The organism is Thermoactinomyces daqus (assembly GCF_000763315.1).
GTDB lineage: Bacteria > Bacillota > Bacilli > Thermoactinomycetales > Thermoactinomycetaceae > Thermoactinomyces_A > Thermoactinomyces_A daqus.
The window spans coordinates 46,435-68,099 of record NZ_JPST01000019.1 but is presented as its reverse complement, the minus strand read 5'-3'; the positions used below and the strand labels follow the sequence as shown (position 1 = coordinate 68,099).

The window sequence follows — 21,665 nt, the reverse complement described above, 5'->3', positions numbered from 1 at the left end:
CCGGGATGGAAGCAGGGCATCCGGAACCAGAGCGGACCAAAACCCGGTACCACATAAAAAACCCTTTGCCGGCAAGGGACAAAGGGTTAAATCAAGGCTTAATCGATTTCGATGATTTTAAATTGTATGGTACCGGAAGGTGTCGCAACATGAACGACATCATCGACACGACGCCCGATCAATTCTTTTCCAATCGGCGATTCGTTTGAAATTTTAAATTCGGACGGATTCGATTCAGCGCTTCCAACAATCGTATATGTTTCCCGATCGCCGTCGGGAAGTTCCTGAATGGTCACTTTTGAACCGACGCTCACAACATTTTTATCCAAATTGGAACCGATGATTTTCGCATTGCGAATCATATTTTCCAGCGTAATAATCCGGGATTCAATAAACGCCTGCTCTTCTTTTGCTGCATCGTACTCGGAGTTTTCGCTTAAATCACCCTGGGCGATCGCCTCTTTCAAGCGTTGTGCCACTTCATGACGTTTCGTCGTTTTGAGATGTTCCAATTCCTGCTTTAATTTCTCCAGTCCTTCTTCCGTTAACAAAACCTCTTTATTATTTTGCGACATGTAATTTACCTCCTTCAATCGACAACAGACCGCTTTGGACGGCAGGAATTTCCGCCGCCGGCACGGCTTTTTCATCCCGCGTTGTAAGCGATTACACAACACTTTCCTCGCGCAGTCACCCGTTTTTGCCCGATCCGGCAAAAGGGTTAAGCCAAAAATCAAGCTGCTGAATATATTAGCACATTTGCTTGTTTCGTCCAAGGCATTCGGAAAATTTTCCACACCTTTTATTTTCCCTGAAGACGCCGGGATCTCATTTCCCATACTTCTTCATTAACCAAATACCTTGGCTTTTTCCCTGCAAAGTAATCTGCTAGATTTTGCACCGCAAGCTCAGCCATCGCTCTTCGCGTCTCTTTCGTGGCGCTGCCAAGATGAGGGGCGAGCACAACATTGTCCAGCCGGATGAGCTCGTTGGGAACCAACGGTTCACGTTCATACACGTCCAACGCCGCGCCGGCTATTTTCTTCTCCTACAACGCACGGATCAGTACCTGTTCATCGACGACTGCACCGCGCGCCGTATTGATGAGAAATGCCGATTCTTTCATCTGCCCGAGTTCCCTTGCCCCGATCAGATGATGAGTGGCCGGGGTATACGGCGTATGCAAGGAAACAAAATCGGATTCCGCCAGCAAAGAATCGATATTGGCAAATTGTAACCCCAACTCCCTCTCGATTGCAAGAGGCAGACGCGTGCGTGAATAATAAAGAATATTCATGGCGAAGCCCCTGGCCCGTCGCGCGACTGCCCGGCCGATTCGCCCCATGCCGATGATGCCGAGCGTTTTTCCGGTGACTTCGGTTCCTTGCATAAACGACGGCTCCCAACCCCGCCAACGTCCCTGGCGAACCAGGCGGTCCCCTTCGGTAACTCTCCGCGCAACATCGAGCAACAGCGCCCACGTGAGATCGGCAGTGGCCTCAGTCAAAACATCCGGCGTATTGGTTACGACAATACCTCTTTTGCTGGCCGCTTCAAGATCAATATGATTGTAACCCACCCCGTAGTTGCTGATGATTTGAAGCCGTGGACAAGCTTCGATCACTTTTTCCCCAATCGGGTCGGTTACGGTGCAAAGGAGCGCATCCTTCCCTTGCAGCCGCTGAATGATCTCCTCCTGTGTCCATGCTGCTTTGTTTGACACGATGTCAAGCTCAGCTTCAGTTTGCAATCGCTCCAGCATCTGCCGGTCGATTTCATGCGTAACCAACACCTGATGGTTCAATCTGGCTCCTCCTCATTTCCTTCTACGATTCTTATATAAGTATTGTTAGTAATCGTAATAATATTCGACAAAAAGGTGCGTCTTCCCTTCTGAATACCCTGTTTATTCAAAATAAAACGGAAATTTCCTCTGGCTTTCAATGTTATAATAATAGCAAAAAACCATCGCGAAACAAAGGGGGCAACAATTTGAACTCCATTTTGGATCTGGATGCAACGAGCCTGTCTGCGAAGATCAAAGCAAACCAACTCACTCCCAAGGAAGCGGCCGAAGCTTATATCAATCAAATCCGTGCCACTCATCCCGTAATCAATGCAGTGACTGAAGAGAGGTTTGCAGATGCGCTGGCTGAAGCCGAGCAGATGGCTTCCCGCCCGAAAGAAGGCAGATTGTTCGGTGTCCCCGTCAGTGTCAAAGAATGCTTTCATGTTAAAGGCACAAAAACGACCGGCGGCCTCTCTGCACGCACCCGGATCATCGACAAAGAAGATGCGGAAATCATCCGCCGCCTCAAACGCGAAGGAGCCATTATCCTCTGCAAAACAAATACGCCTTCCCTCTGTTTTTGCCAGGAAACGGATAATCTCGTATTCGGACGCACCAACAACCCCTGGAATCCCTCCTGCAGCGCGGGTGGCTCGAGCGGCGGTGAAGGTGCCCTGATCGCAGTCGGGGGAGCCGCCGTCGGAATCGGGGCGGACATAGGCGGTTCGATTCGATTTCCGGCCCATTTTAATGGTGTCGTCGGTTTCAAGTCAGGTTTCGGTCAAGTGCCTCATGAAGGAATTTTCCCACCGATTTCCCACCCTGTCCAGCAAAGTATGCTGGGAGTCGGAGCATTGGCCAAATCAGTCGATGATGCCAAGCTGATTCATGAGATTCTCTCCGGCCGGCACGTGCCCGCAGCCTCGTCCCGCTTTTCCGTCATCATCCCCGTGTTACCCGCTGCTTTCCCGATGCAAAAAGCGACTGTTGCCTGTCTGGAAAACATGGCGGCACATCTAAAAAATAACGTATCCGTCGATCACGACCCGCCTCCTTATCTGGCAGAATCGGCGCAGTGGTGGCAATGGATCATGTCCGTCGACGGTAGCAAATATTTGATTGGGGAAATCTTGGAAATGCGGATGCGCCACGTGGCGACCGAATGGCTCAAAGCAAAAGCGGGTTTGCCGCACCGCCTGCACCCTTATCTCACCTGGGCCCTGATCGCATCACGTTTGTTTAAACCAACGGCATCCACTTGGCGGAGGTTTATGGGAGCGTTTTCCATCGCCAAAACCACGGTGCAAAACTATCTGCAATCCCGCGTGCTGATCCTGCCTGTTTACCATTCCACCGCACCCGCTCACGGTCAACAATATCGCGAGATTTTTTCTGTACGACGAACATTCCGAAAATTCCTCCCTTTCATTACCTATGCCAATACATTTGGCTTACCGTCGCTAACTCTTCCCGTCGGTGAGGATGAAAACGGAATGCCGCTCGCTGTGCAACTGATTACAGCAACCGGGCAGGAAGAGCTGCTTTTTCGGCTCGGAAAAGATTTGGAACGGACTTTCCGCGGTTACGTGCGCTGCGACCGGTATGATCCCCGCACATAAACATTGATGATCTGTAAGTCACCCCAAGCTTCACTGCCCCGACACAACGCACATGCGGAAAAGAGCGAGAAGAGCTGTATTTTTCTTCTCGCTCAGTGGTTAAACCCGCAAAAGGAGCCCGCCGGATTCCGGTGTTTCTCTTTTACTTGCGGTTCCGCGTCGCAAAGGCTGCCGCAAAATCGCCGGGCCGGGTCGTGAAGTGCTAAAACCGTTCCCTGTACCGCTGATAGAGATAAGAAACAGCAAGCAGAATGACGCCGAGCGCCATAAACGAGACAATGCGGTACAGCGTCTCAATCGAGGAGAGATCAAACAAAAAGATTTTCAGGATGGAAAGCCCGAACAGGCTGATGGCCGACCAGCGCAGCCAGGCCCATTTTCGCCAAATCCCGGTCAGCATCAACAGAAGCGAATAAAAGATCCAGGAAATGGACAGCGCGAGCTGCTTCTGATTCTCGATTTGATGTTGCAAAACCGGATTGCCGGTGTTGAGCTCCCACAAACAGTGCGCAAAAATGCCGCTGATTTCAACCGTAATTAATTCAAACAAAAGTACGACCAACAGGATCCGCGCGAGAAGCACCCAGATTCGTTTGGCCTCCAAAGCCTTCCCTTTCGATTGGTACAAATACAGACAGGCGGCGGAGATGAACAAGGCCGCAAAACGAATGTTTATCACCGGCATCCAATTGATCCGCGCCGGCAAAAACAGCCCTTGAAACATGACCGACAACACGCCCAAACCAAGACTTCCCCAGGCGAAAAACAAAATCAGTTTCTGCCGGAAACTCCTGCCGAGCCACACGCACAAAAGACTGTATCCAATCCAGCTGAGGGAGATAAAAAATCCCTTGTACCATTGGGCCCGGGTATAATCACCAAACGCCGGCGCAAAATAGTCTGATGTCCCTCCCACTTCCAATGTGACGATTTCAAACAGCAAAACCAGGAGCGCTCCCAGCAACAAAACCGGAGCCCACTTCAAGGATGGGAGCGGTTCAGCCTTCCTGCCGCGCCACAGCATGAGAATGACGCAACCGATCTCAACCAGAAAGGCGAGAAAACGCATATTGAAAACAGGAACAAAGGAAGAGAGCGGCTGATCCGCCATTCCCCAGACGGCGACGGAGACGAGCGCGAGAAACATCATGCCCTAGGAGACGGGGACCAACACGCGCACCCGCTGTCTCAGCCCGGTTTCATGAACGAGCAAACTGTATAATGCCCAGATCATATATAAGACAAAATAGCGGTTCAATTCCCAGAACCCTGTCCGGGCAGATCTGTCAAAATAAATGTTGATTTCGATCGACAGCCAGAAGAACAGCATAATGGCGCTGCCGGTATAAAAAATTTCAAACCAGGGCTCCCATCCGGGGGTGCGGCTTTTTCTGATCTGACAGGCCTGAAATGTGACCATCCCGGCCCACAGGAAATAAGAAAATGTTTCCCGGTTCCACACCGGAATCCAATGATGCAATGACAAGATTTCAGCTGTCCAGCCGAGGAGCAGCAAGGCCGCAATCCCGTAGAGCGCCGTTCCAAAATAAAAAGCTTGCTTCACTTTTTCCCTCAAAGCCAGCCAAACCAGCACAAACGACTCGATCGTCCAGACATTGGCAAGTGCCAGCCCATTCCACTTGATCATGCCGGCCAATTTCCTTCCGCCGCAAACCGATCTCAATGCCGGCTTTCAGGTAACCCAATTTGTCTCCGATATCATAGCGGCTTCCCTTCAGTTCCCGGGCGAGGATCGGCTTCTTTTTGCAGATTACCCGCAGGGCATCGGTCAACTGGATTTCATTTCCGGCCCCCCTGCCGACCGTCCGCAAGATCGGGAAGATGGCGGGCTTCAAGATATAACGTCCCATAATCGCCATGCGGGAAGGCGCTTCATGAAGGGAAGGTTTTTCGACCAAATCGCGAACCTCATAGACGCTGCCTCTTTGTTTGCGGGCATCGATAATGCCATATTTATGCACTTCTGACGACGGCACCGATTGCACCCCGACCACTTCGGTTTCCGCTTCGGCAAACACATCGATCAGCTGCTTTAGGGCCGGCTTTTCCGAGACCATCATGTCATCCCCCAGGAGAACCGCAAACGGCTCATCCCCGATAAACTGCTCAGCGCACAAGATGGCATGCCCCAGCCCCAACGGCACCTTTTGCCGGATATAATGAATGGCCGCCATGTTAGAAATCTGCTTCAGCTCCTGCAGGAGATCCGTTTTCCCTTTGTCCCGGAGGGTCTGTTCCAGCTCCACGGAACGGTCAAAATGATCCTCAATCGACCGCTTGTTTCTCCCTGTAACGATGATGATGCTTTCAATCCCCGATTGGACTGCTTCTTCGACGATATATTGAATGGCGGGTTTATCGACAATCGGCAGCATTTCCTTTGGCTGGGCTTTCGTCGCCGGAAGAAATCGCGTACCCAGTCCCGCCGCCGGGATGACTGCTTTCCTTACCCTCATGAAACTTCACTCCCCTTGGTTTTGGTTCCTGAAAACACCCAGAGGCGGCTTCCGATAAAGTTGACCGCCATTCCGCCCCCGGTGGCTGCCAGCTTGGCAATCCAAAGCGAAAGATGATTGACATCGCGCAAGAGATAAAGCAGGCCGGATGACACCAGCAGTGAAAAACCGTTTACCAAAAGAAACTTCATCAACTCCGGGGTGTTCGTCTTGCGCCTGATGCGAAACGTCCATTTCCGGTTCAAGATAAAACTGTTGGCAATCCCGGCCGTATAGGAGAATGCCTGAGCGGGAAGGAACGGCATCCCGCCCAGTGTCAGCAGGCAGAAGACGCCGAAATCGACGGCCGTATTGGCCATCCCGACAGCGCAGAAGCGAAAGAGCAAAACAGCCTCCTTCTTATGGGCGAACACCCTGCTTCACCTCTTGCTGCTCTCTCTGTTCCACATTCGGCCTGTTGCGGAGGATATAGAGGGGACGGTTCTTTGTTTCATCATAGATTCTGCCGACATACTCGCCGAGAATCCCCAAAATGATCAGAATCACCCCGTTGAGGAGCAGCACGCAGGCGATCAGCGACGTCCACCCGGCAACCGTGCTCGTCGTGAACAATCTTTCCCCGAGCGAGACCAACAGATAGAGAAATCTGGCGAAGGAAATGAAAAAACCGAGATATGTAGCCAGTTTCAGCGGTTTATAAGAGAAGGAGGTGATCCCGTCCATCGAGAACCGCAACATTTTCTTCAACGGGTATTTCGTTTCCCCGGCAAACCGCTCATCCCGCACGTACTCAATCGCTGTCTGCCGGAAACCCACCCAGCTGACCAGACCACGGACAAAGCGGTTCTTCTCGCGGATGCCCTTCATAGCCTCTGCCACTTTCCTGTCGATCAGGCGGAAGTCGCCCGTATCGAGCGGAATGTTTACCTCGGTCAACGCGCGGAGCGTCCGGTAAAAAAGAGCCGCCGTCCACTTTTTGAACAGCGTCTCCCCTTTGCGTTTTGAGCGCTTGGCATAGACGACTTCATACCCTTCCTTCCATTTCTCGATCATTTGCGGAATCAGTTCGGGCGGATCTTGCAAATCGGCATCAATAATCACGATCGCATCGCCGAGGGCATGATCCATCCCTGCCGTGATTGCGATCTGATGGCCGAAGTTGCGCGAGAAATCCAACAGCTTGACATGAGGATCAGCCTCTTTTAATTCCGTGATGATTTCCTCTGTGCGATCCTGGCTCCCATCGTTGACAAACAGCAATTCATACGGTTCGGCTAGCGATTCCATCACCTGCGTGAGCCGGCGGTGCGTTTCATGGATAACGGCTTCTTCATTGTAGACCGGAATGATGATGGAATAGCGAATCGCTTCATTCATGTTCGGCCCTCCTTACTTATTGCTCAATTTCGTATAATGTTTCCCCGCCGCCAAAGTGCATGGGGAATCCGTGATCGGGAGATGAGTCCGGCTGCCACTCGGACTTGGGCACTTCCTTGCCGTGCGCCCGGATCCACTCGAATACCCGGTTGCTTTCATTGCCGTCCCCAAATCCCCTGAAACCGTCTTGGGAAGGAATCAGGAAAAACTTCACTTCTTTGGTTTTCACCATCTCTTCCAGTTTGGAGACAGTGAGAATCGGGTCGGAACCCGAAAATCCACCCATCGCCATCACAGGTTTGCCCGTTTCGATGATATACGGGGCGGCTGACATCGCATTGGTCGTGGCAAACAGATACTTTTCACCCGTATTGTGACTGGTCACATATTGCAGCAATTTGGAGTTGATTTGCGTCTCGCGTCCTCCCCTTGTCCTTCCTGAGGAGAACGGGTGAGATTCGCGCGATTCTTGATTGGCAGACATCTGCGGATTGGCAAAGCGTTTCCCCATTGCCATTCCCGGACCAAAGCCCCGCTGCACCGGTCCGGCCTCCGGAATCATGCTGTTTTCACCGTAAATGATCGGAGTCGCTGCCCAGTACAAAGGGGCCACCAGCAGCACGAGCATGCCGGCAAGGGCCACGACGGGGATCCATTTCTCCCTGGCGGCAACGAACAAGACCAGTGACAAGCCGATGCCGGCCGCTCCGATGCCGATCGACCAGCCGACACCAATCTGCTGCTGGTACGGGTGAAGCACCACCAGTTCAAACGCGGTCGTCGCCAAAATCCCTGAAGGCAGCAGCCAGCGTTTCCATTCCTCCTTGTTCCGATATTGCCGCCACAGCGCCACCCAGCCCGTTCCGGTAAGGGCCGCGATCGGCGGAGCCAGCATGACCAGATAGTATTGATGGAAAAAACCGGCCACACTGAAAAACGCCATCACCGGAAGCAACCAGCCGAGCCAGAATAATGTTTCTTGTTGCTGATCCGTAAGCGGCTTTTTACGGCGAACACCGGCAAGCAGACCTGCTGAGGCAAAGGCGACAAAGGGCAGGAGCCAGCTGATTTGCCCGGAAAGTTCGCTTTGAAACAGGCGGAGCGGACCCGGTTGCCCGGTGCCGAACATGCCGCCAGATCCCGAATCGGGGCATTTGGCCCGGTTTGCCATTGGACATTCCGAACGGTCCCGGCATCCGTTTCCCGTTCGGAGCCGTATGCTGATCGCCCGCCATGTTTCGTCCGTTCCCCTGTGCCTGGCGCAAATGCTCTCCGTTCATCCAGCTCTTGCCGCTGGCACCCTTGCCTCCCCCGTGCATTCCTGTGAGTCGGCTCATTCCGTTATATCCGAAAGCGAGCTCCAGCACGGAATTGGTTTGGCTGCTGCCGATATAGGGCCGTTGATCCGCTGGAATGGAATCGACCACGACCGCCCAAGAGAGGGAAACAGCGGCCATAAGTACCGTTGCTGCGGCCAACACCGTCAGTTTCTTTTTCCATCCGCTCTTAAAAGCGAGGAGATAAAAGAGATAAATAGCCGGTACGACCATATAGGCTTCCAGCATCTTCATGTTGAAGCCGACACCGATCATGGCAAATGCGCCCAAAATCCAGGAAATCTTTTGCCGTCGCATTCCTTTGAACAACATCCAGGTGGCCAGAAGCAGGGCAAACACCAGCATGCTGTCAATATTATTGCTCCGGCTGATCGCTGCCGCGACCGGTGTGCAGGCCATGACCAGGCTGGCGAGCCGGGCCGCTGTTTTTCCGAATGACGGTTTGACCAGTATGTACATCATCAGGACGGAGCCGACACCCGCCAAAGCCTGCGGCAAAATCACGCTCCAGCCGTGAACCCCGAAAACAGCAGCGAACATCGTCTGAATCCAGAACACGACCGGCGGTTTGTCAACCGTCACGTAGCCGCCGGGATCAAAAGAAGCGTAGAAGAAATTGTGAAAGCTCTGAAGCATGCTGGTGACTGCAGCGGTGTAGTAAGCATTCGCGTATTTATCCTTCCAAATATCGAAAATGTTCAAAAAAGCAGCCAGCAGGGCAATCACGATCAAGAGCCCATCGATCCGCAGCCTCTGCTTCGTTTGTCCTGTCATGGTTGCGAATTCACTCCTCTTTGTTTGATATCATGCGCTGTCTTCATTTCTCTGCTATCTTATCTGCTCTGGCTGAATTGACGCTTAAGGGTAACTGAATATTGCTTGAGAATTGGCTGAATGTTTGCTGAAAAGGCACAACGGCAGAGGGAAACGGAGCAATTTTTCATAAAAAAAAGCATTCAATCCAGCTGAATTCGCCGGTTGAATGCCGTCAACGTTTGGGAAGCCAAACCGTGAAGGTGCTTCCTTCTCCCACCTTGCTGTCCACATGAATGGTTCCGCCATGCGCATCAACAATGGATTTGGTGATGGAAAGACCCAGACCTGCTCCGCCGTGTTTGCGGGCCCTGGACGTGTCAATACGGTAAAATCGGTCAAATACATGGGGCAGATGCTGTTCGTCGATCCCCGGGCCATTATCCCGGACGGACAATTTGACTTCATTCTTCTCACCTGACAGGGAAATTTGAATGTGGCCTGTTTCAGGATCGGTATGCTGCACTGCATTTTGAAACAGATTTAAAATCACCTGCTTCATTTTATCCGCATCGTATTTGCATTTCTGATCGGGTTCGACGGACAGGCAGAGGCTCCGGTTCCCGGCCAGAATGTGCAGCTGCGGTTCCATCTCCCGCAACATGGCATCCAGGCATCCTTCTGCAAGCTCCATATGAGGCGTCCGATCCAGCTTGGCCAGGAGCAGAAGATCGTGAACCAATTTATTGAGGCGTGCCGATTCACTGTGCATGCTTTTCAGGGCTTTGTCCAGCTGCTCCGGGTTGTTGGCCGCACCGCGCAGCAGCACTTCCAAAAAACCGTGTATCGAGGTTAACGGAGTGCGAAGTTCATGGGAAGCATCCGCGATAAAGCGGCGCATCTGTTCTTTCGTTTCCCTTTCTGCCGCAAAAGAAGCCTCCAGCCGCTCCAGCATGCCATTGAAGGATTCCGCCAGTCGGTCGATCTCCATCTGCCCTTGCCGGGCGGGAAAGCGTTTGGCCAAATTGCCCGCATCGATCTGTTCGGCTATGTTCACCATATTGAACAAAGGAACCAACGTGCGTTTGAGCACAGGCATAAATCCAAGCAACCCCACCAGCATCGCTGCGAGGGAGAGGCTCAAAAAGGTGAACAGTTGCCGGATCAGCAGCTCCTTGAGCGGGCCGGTTGGCGTACTTGCCTGAACTACTCCGAGCACCCGGTCATGCGAAACAATCGGCTGCAGAACCAGCAATTGCTCCACCCCGTCCGGGCCGGCTGTTACCTGATAATCCGCCTCCGGATCATTGCGCAGCGCATCCAGATACTGCTCGGCAGCCAACTTCGGAGGAGCGGCGCTTTCGGGACTGATGGAGACAAACTGGAAATTCCCCTGCATATCAACAAAAGCCAGACTGACGTCAGGGATGAGAAAATACGGGCGATGCAAGTCGTCTCCCGGATTTATGTCCAGACTGCCGGGGTTTGTAACGAGTTGCTCCCAGGCAAAGCGGGGAATGGCGAGAATTTGGCTCTGCATGCTGGTCGCCTTGTTTTTGTAGATCACCCCTTGCATAAAAACATACTGAAAAAGCCCGATCAGCATAAGCAAGCCGGCCAGGACGAGCAATGACCTGGACAGGAGTTGAATCTTAAGCGAATCAAAGGCAAAAATGGTGCGTAAGCCATCCCGCAGTTTCCGATTCATGAAAGATCAACCCGATATCCTGAGCCACGCAAGGTCCGGATCAATTCATGATTTTTATCGTTCAATTTGGCCCGCAATGAACGGATATAAACCTCAACGATATTTTCATCTCCCTGGAAGTCATAACCCCATACCTTTTCCAAAATCATCGTTTTGCTTAAAACCAGCCCATGATTGAGAACCAAAAATTTAAGCAGTGCATACTCCGTCGGGGAAAGTTCCAACACCCGGTCCCTGAACCTGATTTCTTTGCGGCGGTCTGCAATCTGAAACGGCCCGATCACCACTTCTCCGAACAGATCGGGGAACTGATTGCGGAGCCGGGCATGGATCCGCGCCAACAACTCCTCAAAGCTGAACGGTTTCACCATGTAATCATCCGCTCCGAGCGTGAGGCCCTTCACCCTGTCATCCACTTCATCCTTGGCAGTGAGCATGATCACCGCCACATTCTGCATTTTTTTCAACATGCGGCATAATTCAAAGCCGTCGATCCCGGGCATCATGACATCCAGGATGACCACATGCGGCTGGAACTGCTTCATGAGGTTCAGGGCTTCCATACCGTCTTGGGCCGTCCTCACCTCGAATCCCTCATTTTGCAGGCCGAGCTCCAAAAATTGCAGGATATTCGGCTCATCATCGACTGCCAATATTCTGATTCCCCTTATCTGGTGCATCTTACATCCACCACCTTCACCGAAGTCATTCCGCTTCTATTATCTTAGCCCTAACTGAATCCATACTGAAGGGAAACTGAAAATTTGTTGAAAGTGATGCAGGCGACTGAAACAACATTGCAATCCAAACAAGGCATCCTTCACCTGAAGGCAGGAGAGTGGTTTGCTATAATTAAAATTTTCATGATAATGAATATTTTTGTTTCCAGAGAGAGGTGAAACAGCATGAACAAAGAAACCCGGTTTCTGCCAAAAGCCCCGCAGCAAATAAACAAATGGAGTTCCCTCATTCCCGCCGCCTTTGTTTTAACGTGGAGCAGCGGGGCGATCTTTGTCAAATTGGGATTGCAGTACGCCAATCCCTTTACCTTTGTCTTTCTCCGTTTCCTCATTTCAACAGCTGTGCTTTGGATCATCTGCCTGTCTGCCCGATCCCCTTATCCCAAATCCGGCAAGGAATGGGGATATGTCATACTCACCGGCCTGTTGCTGCAAGCCGGGTATCAAATCTTCTACTTTATTGCGCTGAATAATCATCTGGCCCCGGGGATCCTGGCCATCATCCTGGGGGCCCAGCCGATCATCACAGCCTTTTTTGCTGCCACAAAAATCAGATATGGCCAATGGTCAGGTCTGTTTTTGGGATTAAGCGGTCTCGTTCTCGTGGTGGCCGATCACATTTCCGCTCCGCACTTTCCGTTATCCGGACTGGCAAGCGCCCTGTTGTGCCTCGGTTGCATTACGGCCGGAACGTTTATGCAAAAACGGATCAAACTGAGTCAGCCGGTAAACATGGCAATTCAATATTCCGGAGGGTTGCTGGTGATTCTTCTCTTGCTTCCTTTTTTCGGGGGATGGCAGGTTCACTGGAGTCCCGTGTTTCTCCTCAGTTTATCGTGGATGTCGTTGGTGATCTCTGTCGGTGCTTCCATGATGCTGTACTTCTTGATCCAAAAAGGGAATCTGACCAATGTCACCAGCCTGTTTTACGGTGTCCCCCCGGTCACGGCGCTTTTCGATTATCTGATCTTTCATGATCCGCTCTCTCTCCTTGCTTTTTCGGGGATGCTTTTGATTGTTTTCGGACTGGTCCTGATCCATCGACGAGGAACAGCCTTGTGAAGGATGCCTGCCATCAAAAAAGGAGCCCCCAAAAGACGGGCTCCCCGAAGTAAACATTTATTTTTGCAACTGGTATGGAACGATCGTGACAATCACATCGCGCATGCGCAACAGATAGGCCATGATGAGAAATCCCGACTGATTGTGCAGAATCCCGTGCCACCACTTCTTGGTGATAAATTGGGGCATGACCACAGTCACCCTGGCTCCTTTTTTGTCCGCTTTCGCTTTCACCATATCGATAAATTCACTCAGCGGCGTTAATACACTGCGGTATAAGGAATGCAACGTCACCAGTCTGACTCCCGTCTGCCATTCGGCCCATTCTCTTTCCATGCGATCGATGGCTTCCGGGCTTGATCCGATATAGACAGCAACCACGTTATCGGACAACGATTTGGCATAAACGAGGGATTGCTCCACCACTTTCGTTATCCCGGCAACCGGCACGATCACCACGTTGCCGGCCGTTTTGATCTCGCTCAGCTTATGTGACAAGTCGACGCGCAGCTGATCGCCGACCGCGACATAGTGCTGATGAATTTTATGGAAAATAAACACACAGATCGGAATGAAAACAAGACTCATCCATACATGCTGAAATTTGGTGATAAAAAAGATGATCAAAATCAGAAAACAAATCAGGGCCCCGGCAAGGTTGGCCGCCAATTTGCCGATCCAGCCTTTCGGCTTTGACCTGACCCACTTCAGAATCATCCCGGTTTGTGACAGCGTAAACGGGATAAATACCCCTACCGCATACAGAGGAATCAGATTTTCTGTATTTCCCTGAAAAACGATAATCAAGATAATCGAGGCCAGACCCAGGGTAACGATTCCGTTGGAATAGCCAAGGCGGTCTCCCCTTACGGTAAAGGCTCGCGGCATAAATTTATCCTTGGCCAGGCTGTATGCGAGTAACGGGAAGGCCGAAAACCCGGTATTGGCCGCCAGCACCAAGATCAGCGCGGTGGTCGCCTGAATGAAATAATAGAAGCCATTCCGACCAAAGACAGCCCGTCCCAGTTGAGAAAGCACCGTCTCCTTTGCTGAGGGTGCGATCCCATACCAATAGGCCAAAAAGACAATGCCGGAAAAAAGGGACGCTAAAATAAGTCCCATGATCACCAAGGTAAAGGCCGCATTTTTGGGAGCGGGTTCTTTAAAGTTGGGAATCGCGTTGGAAATGGCTTCAACCCCCGTCAACGCAGAACATCCTGAAGAAAAAGCCTTCAGGAGGAGAAACAGGCTGATCCCCACCACCGGTGTTCCGATGCTCGCATGCACATGAGCCGGGGCTGCCCCTGTCAATACCTGATACAAGCCGACAACAATCAGCATAGCCAGGGCAAATACGAACAAATAGACGGGATAGGCCAAAATGGAAGCTGATTCGGTCAGTCCCCGCAAATTCAAAATCGTGATCACGACCACAATGCAGACCGCGATCCCCACTTTATGGGGATGCACCACCGGAAAGGCGGAGGTAATCGCATCCGTCCCGGCCGAAACGCTCACCGCGACGGTCAGGATATAGTCGATCAACAATGACCCGCCCGCAACAAGGCCAATATTCATCTCCAGATTTTCCTTCGCCACCATATAAGACCCGCCGCCCTGAGGGTAGGCATAAATGATCTGGCGATAGGATAAGATCAAGGCCACCAATAATATGAGCACGCCCACCGCGATGGGCAGGGAATACCAAAAGGCCAATGCACCGACCGTAGCAAGGACGATGAGAATTTGCTCCGGGCCGTAGGCCACAGAAGAGAGCGCATCAGAAGAGAGAGTGGCCAATGCTTTCAAATTGTTTAATTTCTGGCTGTGCAACTCATTCGACCTCAATGGTCTTCCAATCAGAATGCGTTTGATTTTGCTGAACATATGATTCCTCCAAAACCTGAAAAACTGGTGAATCATGCAACAGTAAATAGTGTTCCCGGTAACCGGTGGTATTTATTGCATAATATTGACAGGACATCAAAAACTATGTGTCCGCAGCTCTTGCCGCCTTCTCCGAAGTTCCGATTCGCTCTGTGCGCGGTTAATCAAGACAGCCGCTTTTCATAAATGAAGCAATAGAAAAAACCACAAAAAAGAGAAACTCCTTCCGTGGTTTATCACATACCGTTTCCCTCCCATAACGCTTACGAGGTTAGCTGACGGATTCGGGTCATGAGAGTGACCCTACCCGGGAAACACCCGGGATTCACCCCTAAAGCAAATCGTTGCTTTTTCGGTTCCCCCGCTCTGTACAGATTCAGCGCTTAATATAGAATTAATCGTATATTACTCCGATTTACGCCATTAGTAAAGATAAAATTGCCCGCTCTTTTCCCTGAAGAGAAAAAGCGGGCAACACCTGATCAGACACAAACGCAATCCGTCCGATCTCCCTTTTCGTTTCCTGTTTTAATCCTCCACATCGATCAGAAAGATTTTTTGCTTAAACCGTCCTCTTTCCTCCGCTTTCCTTCGGCGCAAATCTTCCAGATCTTTGATTGCAAAACCATGGGATTCCGTCAGCGCATGCAAAATCTCCAGCACGTCGGCCAGCTCTTCCAATGCTTCTTGATCATTGCGGCTGCTTAAGTATTCATTAACCTCTTCGCGCAATTTTTTTTGTAATTCCGCTTTGTATTCTTTCTCATCCAAAACACGGGTCCTGCACTTCTTTCCGGCATGTTCAATGACCCGGGGAATCAAATCACGCACCAGTTTGTTGTAAGCAGGCATAATGCCACTCCTTGTGATCAGGGTTTTGACCGGAAGTTTAAGAATAATATAACATGATAAAGTCATGGGATATCAGCGGAATCTTACCCATTTAACAGGAGTGGATTTTATGCGGGCGGAATCTATCAAATCAAGCAAATTCCTCAGCAAAGTGTTGCGGCATCGGCCTGATCTCATCGGGATTCAACTGGATCCGAACGGATGGGTAAACGTGGAGGAACTCATCCACGCTTGCCGGAAACACGGAGTGCCATTGGACCGCGAGACTCTGGAACAGATCGTCCGAACCAATGACAAACAGCGCTTCGCCTTCAGTGAAGACAGGCAAAAAATCCGGGCGAATCAAGGCCATTCCGTCGCGATTGACCTGAATTTGGATCCGGTAAAACCGCCGGACCTGCTCTTTCACGGAACAGCTCTTCGCTTTCTCCCCTCCATCCGCAAAAAAGGATTACTCAAGGGAAATCGTCATCATGTCCATCTGTCCCCGGATCCCGTCACAGCCCGCCGGGTCGGAAAAAGACACGGAACCCCGGTAGTCCTTCAGATTCTGTCCCGGGAAATGCATCGGGATGGGTATACGTTTTTCCAATCGGCCAATGGCGTCTGGCTGACGGAATTCGTTCCGGTCCGGTATTTGCGGGAAAACCCCCGATAATGGGAAGAATAAAAAAAACCGCCTCTCCGAGACTGCCGGAGAAGGCGGTTGGCTTTTTGCATTAATGGACCTCTTTCTTCCCGAAAAAATGCTTCAAAGCATCATACACCTGGCTTTTTTCTCTGATCACAAAGTGGGAAAAACGCGGTTCTTTGATGTGGCGGTAGGCTGTCATCAGCGTGGAATGCCGGTTGTACTGATTTACTTCACCGTAGCCGAACATATTGGCACGTTTGAGGATTTCCTTAACCAGTTCGACACAGCGCTCATTGTCGGAACTGAGGTTGTCGCCATCGGAGAAGTGAAAAGGATAAATGTTGTAGCGGTCAGGTGAATAACGGGTATCAATGATTTCCAATGCTTTCCGATAGGCGGAGGAACAGATGGTTCCGCCGCTTTCCCCTTTGGTGAAAAAAGATTCTTCGCTTACTTCCTTGGCTTCGGTATGATGGGCGATGAAGACGATTTCGACATGTTGGTATTTGGTTCTGAGAAAGCGAACCATCCAAAAGAAGAAGCTGCGTGCAATGTACTTTTCAAAGATTCCCATCGAACCGCTGGTATCCATCATTGCGATGACCACGGCGTTGGAGTGCGGGGTCACGATCTCTTCCCATGTTTTAAACCGCAAGTCATCGACGGAAATTTGCACTTTCTTCTTCTTTCCATTGAGCGCATTGCGCTTGATCGCTTCCAGCAGCGTTCTCTTTTTGTCGATATTGCCCATCAAGCCTTTCTTCCGTACATCATTGAAGCGAATATCTTCAACGGTCATGTCGACCTGTTCTTTCCGTTCCATGTGCGGGAGCTCCAGCTCGGAGAAGAGAATCCCTTCCAGTTCGGCGATGGAAATTTCCGCTTCGTAGTAATCAATTCCGGCCTGATCACCTGCTCCCTGGCCTTTCCCCGGGCCCGGTTTGCCATCTGTCGGATCTTGGCCGAGCACGTCGCCCACTTTGCTGTTGCCGTCCCCTTGGCCAACGTGTTTTCCCTTGTCGTAGTTATAGCGAAAACGGTATTCTTCCATCGAGCGAATCGGGATTTTGATGATTTGCTGCCCATCCGACATGATGATACTTTCCTCGCCGACCAAATCGGGCAAATTTTTGCGGATCGCTTCCTTCACCTTTTCCTGGTGCCGCATCTGGTCTTCATAGCCCTTGCGGTGCAGGGACCAGTCTTCTTCCGAGACGATAAACAGGGGGTGCTTCATGTTCTTTCACCTCCCATTTAGAATCGCACCGAAGTGCGGGCTTAGCGATTGAGCAAGCTCCCGACATAACGCAGCAGCTCATTGGCGCTGGCGGGTGTGTAGCCGTATTCTTCCACCAGTCTGGCAATCACTTCATTGATTTTTTTCAACTGGTTTTCATCCGGCGTTTTGGTTGAGGTGGTGATTTTGACGACATCTTTCAAATCGGCAAACAGTTTCTTCTGAATCGCTTCCCTCAGGCGGGGATGGGTATTGTAATCGAAGCGTTTGCCTTTGCGGGCATACGCGGAAATGCGGATTAATATCTCTTCCCGGAACGCCTTTTTCGCATTTTCCGAGATGCCGATCTGCTCTTCGATCGAGCGCATCAGTTTTTCATCCGGCTCCAGCTCTTCACCGGTGATGGGATCGCGGATTTTTTGCCAGTTGCAGTAAGCTTCCACATTGTCCAGATAGTTATCCATCAGGACTTTGGCCGATTCTTCATAAGAGTAGACAAATGCTTTTTGTACTTCTTTTTTGGCGATTTCATCGTATTCTTTGCGGGCGATGGAAATAAAGTGGAGGTATTTTTCTCGTTGCTCGGGAGTGATCGAAGGATGTTGGTCCAATCCTTCCTTGAGGGAACGAAGGATATCAAGTGCGTTGATAAAATCGGCATCCGTTTTGATCAGGGCGCTGGAGATCCGGTTGATCACATAGCGGGGATCGATTCCGGACATCCCTTCGTCCAGGTGCTCATTGCGCAATTCATCCAAATCGATGTCATTGGCGCCTTCAACTGCTTCACCATCGTACAGGCGCATTTTCTTCAGCAGGTCGACACCTTGTTTTTTCGATTCTTTCAGCCGGGTCAGGACGGAAAAAATGGCGGCGGTTCGCAGCGAGTGGGGAGCGATGTGAATATGGGCGAGGTCGCTTTGTCCGATCAATTTTTTGTAAATTTTCTCTTCTTCTGTTACACTCAAATTGTATGGAATCGGCATCACGATAATCCGTGATTGCAGAGCTTCATTTTTCTTGTTGGCGATAAATGCTTTGTACTCCGACTCATTGGTATGGGCAATGATCACTTCATCGGCCGAGATCAAGGCAAAACGGCCTGCTTTGAAATTGCCTTCCTGTGTGAGGGAAAGCAAATTCCAGAGAAATTTCTCATCACATTTGAGCATTTCCTGGAACTCCATCAGACCCCTGTTCGCCTTGTTCAACTCACCGTCAAAACGGTAAGCCCGCGGATCGGACTCCGAACCGTAGTCGGTGATGGTGGAGAAGTCGATGCTTCCCGTCAAGTCGGCAATATCCTGAGATTTCGGGTCAGACGGGCTGAATGTACCGATCCCGATGCGCTCATCTTCTGAGAGCAGGACGCGGTACACGGCCATATCCTCGATCCGGCCCCCGTATTCCTCTTGCAAACGGAAGCGGCAATAGGGGCAGAGGTTTCCTTCAATCCGCACTCCGAATTCTTTTTCAAACTCAGGACGAAGTTCGCGCGGGATCAGGTTCAGCGGCTCTTCATGCATCGGGCAGCCTTTGATCGCGTACAAGGCCCCTTCATCCGTGCGCGAGTATTCCTCCAGCCCTTTTTTCAGCATCGTCACAATCGTCGACTTCCCGCCGCTGACAGGACCCATCAGAAGCAAAATGCGTTTGCGCACATCCAAGCGCCGCGCTGCTGAATGAAAATACTCTTCCACCAGTCGTTCGATGGCGTGATCCAGCCCGAACAGCTCCTTGCTGAAAAACAAGTACTTTTTATTTCCTTGGGCATCTGTCTCAATGCCTGCTTTCGCAATCATATCATAAACTCTGGAATGAGCGGTTTGAGCCACACGGGGGTTCTTCTTCACGATGTCCAGGTAGTCGGCGAAGGTTCCTTCCCACATCAGCTTTTTCTCGCGATCGCGGTACTCGGCAATCCGTTTGAGAATATCCATGGAAAGCCTCCTCTCCTTCAGTGAAAGACAAACCCTGAGTTAGACTTTTCTGATTTTATACCTGCCTCGTCAGTATCCCCTAGTGACTATAGATTACTGAAATAGGAAAGAGTAAGGCGATATTTTATATCATGTATATGCTACAAATAGAAAGTTGTTACTTCTATTTTATCAAATTTCAAAGGAAAAAGATAGAAAAACCTTGGCAAAAATCCAAGGTTTTTTCGAGACTGTTTTTATTTTTTTACCGGATGTTCCTTTTGAAAAACACCCGTCCCCTTGCAAATGGATTGGAACAAATCTTCCATGGTTCCCTCCTGATCAAAGTCGTAGGACGGGCGCCCACGGTCAATCCGGTATTCTTTCAGGAAAAAGATGTGCATGCCCACAACGGAGGCCACCATATCCTCCTGCATGTCATTGCCGATCATCACGCACTCTTCCGGCGACACGCCCAACCGTCCGGCCACTTCCCTGTAATAACCGGGATGCGGCTTGCAAAAATGCGTTTCTTCATAAACGGTTACCGTGGCAAAAGGAAGATCGTCCAATCTCGCCCAACGCAACCGCTCATAAATCGCCTCTCTCGGAAAAACGGGGTTGGTCGCAACCGCCACCTGATATCCCCGGTCAAGAGCAGCCTGGACCACCTGGCGGGCAAGGGCACTTTTTTCCGCATGTTTCTCCAGCTTCGGAAATTCTTCTTTATAGAAGCGGTCAAACAAAGGCCAAATTTCCTCTTTTTCAAGTCCTGACAGCTGCAAAAAAGCCCGGGTGAATACTTCTTCGTTGGTCAGGTCAGCCTGGTCGTTTTCAATCATCGCCCCCGTCGCTTTCCAGATGATCGGAACCAGCTTGTCCGGCGGAACGACATGGGCTACATAAGGGGCCAAGGCTTGCAAATATACTTTTACAAAAGCTTCGGTATCAAGCGGCAAAAGAGTTCCATCCAGATCGAATAAACAGGCTTTTATCATGCCTTCCCCCACTCTCTGCAAATGATTTCAAGCCCTGGCGGCCAAAAGCCATTCAGCGTGCGCTGGTCCATGCGGAACCACGACGTCCCAAATAGATTAAATCCTTTCGTCCCCGGGTCCTGTCACAAAAAAGATGCTGGTTTTCATTCAGGAAAGCCCGGGGAAATTCAATTGCCGAAGCGCCTCATAAACCACGATCGCCACCGAATTGGAGAGGTTGAGCGAGCGGGTCGACGGCCGCATCGGGATCCGAATCAATGTTTCACGATGCCGGTTCAGTATTTCCGGCGGGAGTCCTTTGGTTTCCTTGCCAAACACAAAAAAGTCGCCTTCTTCGTACTGAAAATCGGTATGTGCGCGGCTTGCCTTCGTCGTGGCACAAAAAAAGCGCCCGGCCGGATATTTTGCTTGCAACTGGGCAAATGAATCGTGATGCTCAATATCCAGTTCATGCCAATAATCCAGACCCGCGCGCTTCAATTTGGTATCGTCAATTTTAAAGCCGAGCGGATGAACCAGATGCAACTTGACTCCCGTCACTGAACACGTGCGTGCAATATTCCCCGTATTTTGCGGAATCTCCGGTTCAACGAGTACAATGTGAAATGGCACGTGCCTTCATCCCTTCCATTCTCGAAACATCTCTTTTATTTTACCCAAATGGCAAACCGGGCTTCAACTGATGTGAAAAAAATCATAGCGAATCCTCGGGGTATACGCAACGGAATCGTAATATTCCCAGCGCCGGTTGTGGCAGTTATACGTATGGGCCGTGACCAGCGGTTGCCCGGCAGCGTCAAATCCGGTCACAATCGTATTGTGATTCCAGCGCCCGTCCCCTTCAAAATCGTAGCAGATCACATCCCCGAGCCGAAGTTCAGCCGGACTGCTCAATCTGCGGCAACGACCCGTCGGCCCGCCTGCCTGCAACATATGGTGAAACGCATGGGCTACGGTCCAACTGTAACTCCAGGAGTGCCCCTTTGCTCCCCGGCGGTACCACCATTCCCGGCCTGATTTGGACGAAAAAACCATCGGCAGCCCTCCGGCATGCAGGCACTGCGAGATGAAGTTGGTACAATCGTCATGAAAAAAACGATAAGCGCGGTTTGCTCCATTCCAATAAGTGCTGGCATATTGCACTGCCGCCAGCGGATTGTACGCGCGAATGCCGGCCTCCATCCAATTTTCTCCACTGCTGCTCATAAAGCGAAAACTCCTTTCCTTTTATACCACACTGTATGAAAAATGTCAGAAAAGGTATACTTTTCCCTCC

The 21,665-nt window shown here is 50.9% G+C and carries 19 protein-coding genes, 2 pseudogenes and 1 riboswitch; of the genes and pseudogenes, 3 read left to right on the top strand and 18 right to left on the bottom strand.

The window, feature by feature from the left end; translation table 11 throughout:
- Positions 1-98: 98 nt before the first annotated feature.
- Positions 99-575 (bottom strand): transcription elongation factor GreA, encoded by a 477-nt coding sequence (gene greA / locus JG50_RS0109520; RefSeq protein ID WP_033100888.1) that lies wholly within the window; start codon positions 573-575, stop codon positions 99-101.
- 227 nt (positions 576-802) lie between these two features.
- A pseudogene (locus JG50_RS18190) lies at positions 803-1,792 on the bottom strand (2-hydroxyacid dehydrogenase).
- Between the two features lie 200 nt (positions 1,793-1,992).
- Here JG50_RS18190 and JG50_RS0109510 point away from each other — a divergent pair.
- Complete coding sequence (locus JG50_RS0109510) at positions 1,993-3,408, top strand: amidase (RefSeq protein WP_033100887.1); 1,416 nt, start codon at positions 1,993-1,995, stop codon at positions 3,406-3,408.
- 202 nt (positions 3,409-3,610) lie between these two features.
- Here JG50_RS0109510 and JG50_RS0109505 read toward each other — a convergent pair whose 3' ends face one another.
- The 9 genes and pseudogenes from JG50_RS0109505 to JG50_RS0109470 form a co-directional block, all read right to left on the bottom strand.
- A complete protein-coding gene (locus JG50_RS0109505; RefSeq protein WP_081943817.1) occupies positions 3,611-4,558 on the bottom strand; it encodes a DUF2339 domain-containing protein in 948 nt (315 codons plus the stop codon).
- Positions 4,559-4,561: 3 nt separating this feature from the next.
- The gene (locus JG50_RS0109500) at positions 4,562-4,972 is read right to left on the bottom strand and encodes a hypothetical protein (RefSeq protein ID WP_152568537.1); all 411 of its coding nucleotides are present in this window, start codon (positions 4,970-4,972) and stop codon (positions 4,562-4,564) included.
- A 91-nt stretch (positions 4,973-5,063) separates the two neighbouring features.
- Positions 5,064-5,885, bottom strand: a pseudogene (gene galU / locus JG50_RS0109495) (UTP--glucose-1-phosphate uridylyltransferase GalU); the annotation flags it as partial.
- Positions 5,882-6,298 (bottom strand): GtrA family protein, encoded by a 417-nt coding sequence (locus JG50_RS0109490; RefSeq protein WP_033100884.1) that lies wholly within the window; start codon positions 6,296-6,298, stop codon positions 5,882-5,884. The pseudogene galU and the gene JG50_RS0109490, both read right to left, overlap by 4 nt.
- Positions 6,285-7,262, bottom strand: coding sequence for a glycosyltransferase family 2 protein (locus JG50_RS0109485; protein ID WP_033100883.1), 978 nt, complete (start codon positions 7,260-7,262; stop codon positions 6,285-6,287). Before JG50_RS0109485 ends, JG50_RS0109490 begins: the two co-directional genes overlap by 14 nt.
- A 16-nt stretch (positions 7,263-7,278) precedes the next feature.
- The gene (locus JG50_RS21175; protein WP_456119697.1) at positions 7,279-7,746 is read right to left on the bottom strand and encodes a mannosyltransferase YkcB-related protein; all 468 of its coding nucleotides are present in this window, start codon (positions 7,744-7,746) and stop codon (positions 7,279-7,281) included.
- Between the two features lie 520 nt (positions 7,747-8,266).
- Positions 8,267-9,373, bottom strand: coding sequence for an ArnT family glycosyltransferase (locus tag JG50_RS21075; protein ID WP_374057982.1), 1,107 nt, complete (start codon positions 9,371-9,373; stop codon positions 8,267-8,269).
- 214 nt (positions 9,374-9,587) lie between these two features.
- Positions 9,588-11,060: a sensor histidine kinase gene (locus tag JG50_RS0109475; protein WP_033100882.1), complete on the bottom strand. Its 1,473-nt coding sequence runs from the start codon at positions 11,058-11,060 to the stop codon at positions 9,588-9,590.
- Positions 11,057-11,740, bottom strand: a complete 684-nt coding sequence (locus tag JG50_RS0109470; protein ID WP_033100881.1) for a response regulator transcription factor — start codon at positions 11,738-11,740, stop codon at positions 11,057-11,059. Before JG50_RS0109470 ends, JG50_RS0109475 begins: the two co-directional genes overlap by 4 nt.
- Positions 11,741-11,965: 225 nt before the next feature.
- Here JG50_RS0109470 and JG50_RS0109465 point away from each other — a divergent pair, with 225 nt between their 5' ends.
- Positions 11,966-12,862, top strand: a complete 897-nt coding sequence (locus tag JG50_RS0109465) for a DMT family transporter (protein WP_052154159.1) — start codon at positions 11,966-11,968, stop codon at positions 12,860-12,862.
- A gap of 57 nt (positions 12,863-12,919) precedes the next feature.
- On the opposite strand, the gene JG50_RS0109460 is transcribed toward JG50_RS0109465, so the two are convergent.
- Together JG50_RS0109460 and JG50_RS0109455 are read right to left on the bottom strand one after the other, a co-directional pair.
- On the bottom strand, positions 12,920-14,749 hold the full coding sequence (locus JG50_RS0109460; protein ID WP_033100880.1) for an APC family permease: 1,830 nt from the start codon (positions 14,747-14,749) through the stop codon (positions 12,920-12,922).
- A gap of 245 nt (positions 14,750-14,994) precedes the next feature.
- Positions 14,995-15,141, bottom strand: a riboswitch (cyclic di-AMP (ydaO/yuaA leader).
- A gap of 136 nt (positions 15,142-15,277) precedes the next feature.
- The gene (locus JG50_RS0109455; protein ID WP_033100879.1) at positions 15,278-15,601 is read right to left on the bottom strand and encodes a nucleoside triphosphate pyrophosphohydrolase; all 324 of its coding nucleotides are present in this window, start codon (positions 15,599-15,601) and stop codon (positions 15,278-15,280) included.
- A gap of 109 nt (positions 15,602-15,710) precedes the next feature.
- Between JG50_RS0109455 and JG50_RS0109450 the strand changes: the two genes are divergently transcribed.
- Positions 15,711-16,259 carry an RNA 2'-phosphotransferase gene (locus tag JG50_RS0109450; RefSeq protein ID WP_181735422.1) on the top strand — a complete coding sequence of 183 codons (549 nt, stop codon included), beginning with the start codon at positions 15,711-15,713 and terminating at the stop codon, positions 16,257-16,259.
- Between the two features lie 61 nt (positions 16,260-16,320).
- Here the strand turns inward: JG50_RS0109450 and yhbH are convergent, their stop codons facing one another.
- The 5 genes from yhbH to JG50_RS0109425 all read right to left on the bottom strand — a co-directional run bounded on the left by yhbH (position 16,321) and on the right by JG50_RS0109425 (position 21,595).
- The gene (yhbH, locus tag JG50_RS0109445) at positions 16,321-17,472 is read right to left on the bottom strand and encodes a sporulation protein YhbH (RefSeq protein ID WP_033100878.1); all 1,152 of its coding nucleotides are present in this window, start codon (positions 17,470-17,472) and stop codon (positions 16,321-16,323) included.
- Positions 17,473-17,513: 41 nt separating this feature from the next.
- On the bottom strand, positions 17,514-19,412 hold the full coding sequence (locus JG50_RS0109440) for a PrkA family serine protein kinase (protein ID WP_033100877.1): 1,899 nt from the start codon (positions 19,410-19,412) through the stop codon (positions 17,514-17,516).
- Positions 19,413-19,648: 236 nt separating this feature from the next.
- Positions 19,649-20,389: an HAD family hydrolase gene (locus JG50_RS0109435; protein ID WP_033100876.1), complete on the bottom strand. Its 741-nt coding sequence runs from the start codon at positions 20,387-20,389 to the stop codon at positions 19,649-19,651.
- A 147-nt stretch (positions 20,390-20,536) separates the two neighbouring features.
- A complete protein-coding gene (trmL, locus tag JG50_RS0109430; protein ID WP_033100875.1) occupies positions 20,537-21,001 on the bottom strand; it encodes a tRNA (uridine(34)/cytosine(34)/5-carboxymethylaminomethyluridine(34)-2'-O)-methyltransferase TrmL in 465 nt (154 codons plus the stop codon).
- A 63-nt stretch (positions 21,002-21,064) separates the two neighbouring features.
- Positions 21,065-21,595, bottom strand: a complete 531-nt coding sequence (locus tag JG50_RS0109425) for an amidase domain-containing protein (protein WP_052154158.1) — start codon at positions 21,593-21,595, stop codon at positions 21,065-21,067.
- Between the last annotated feature and the right edge of the window lie 70 nt (positions 21,596-21,665).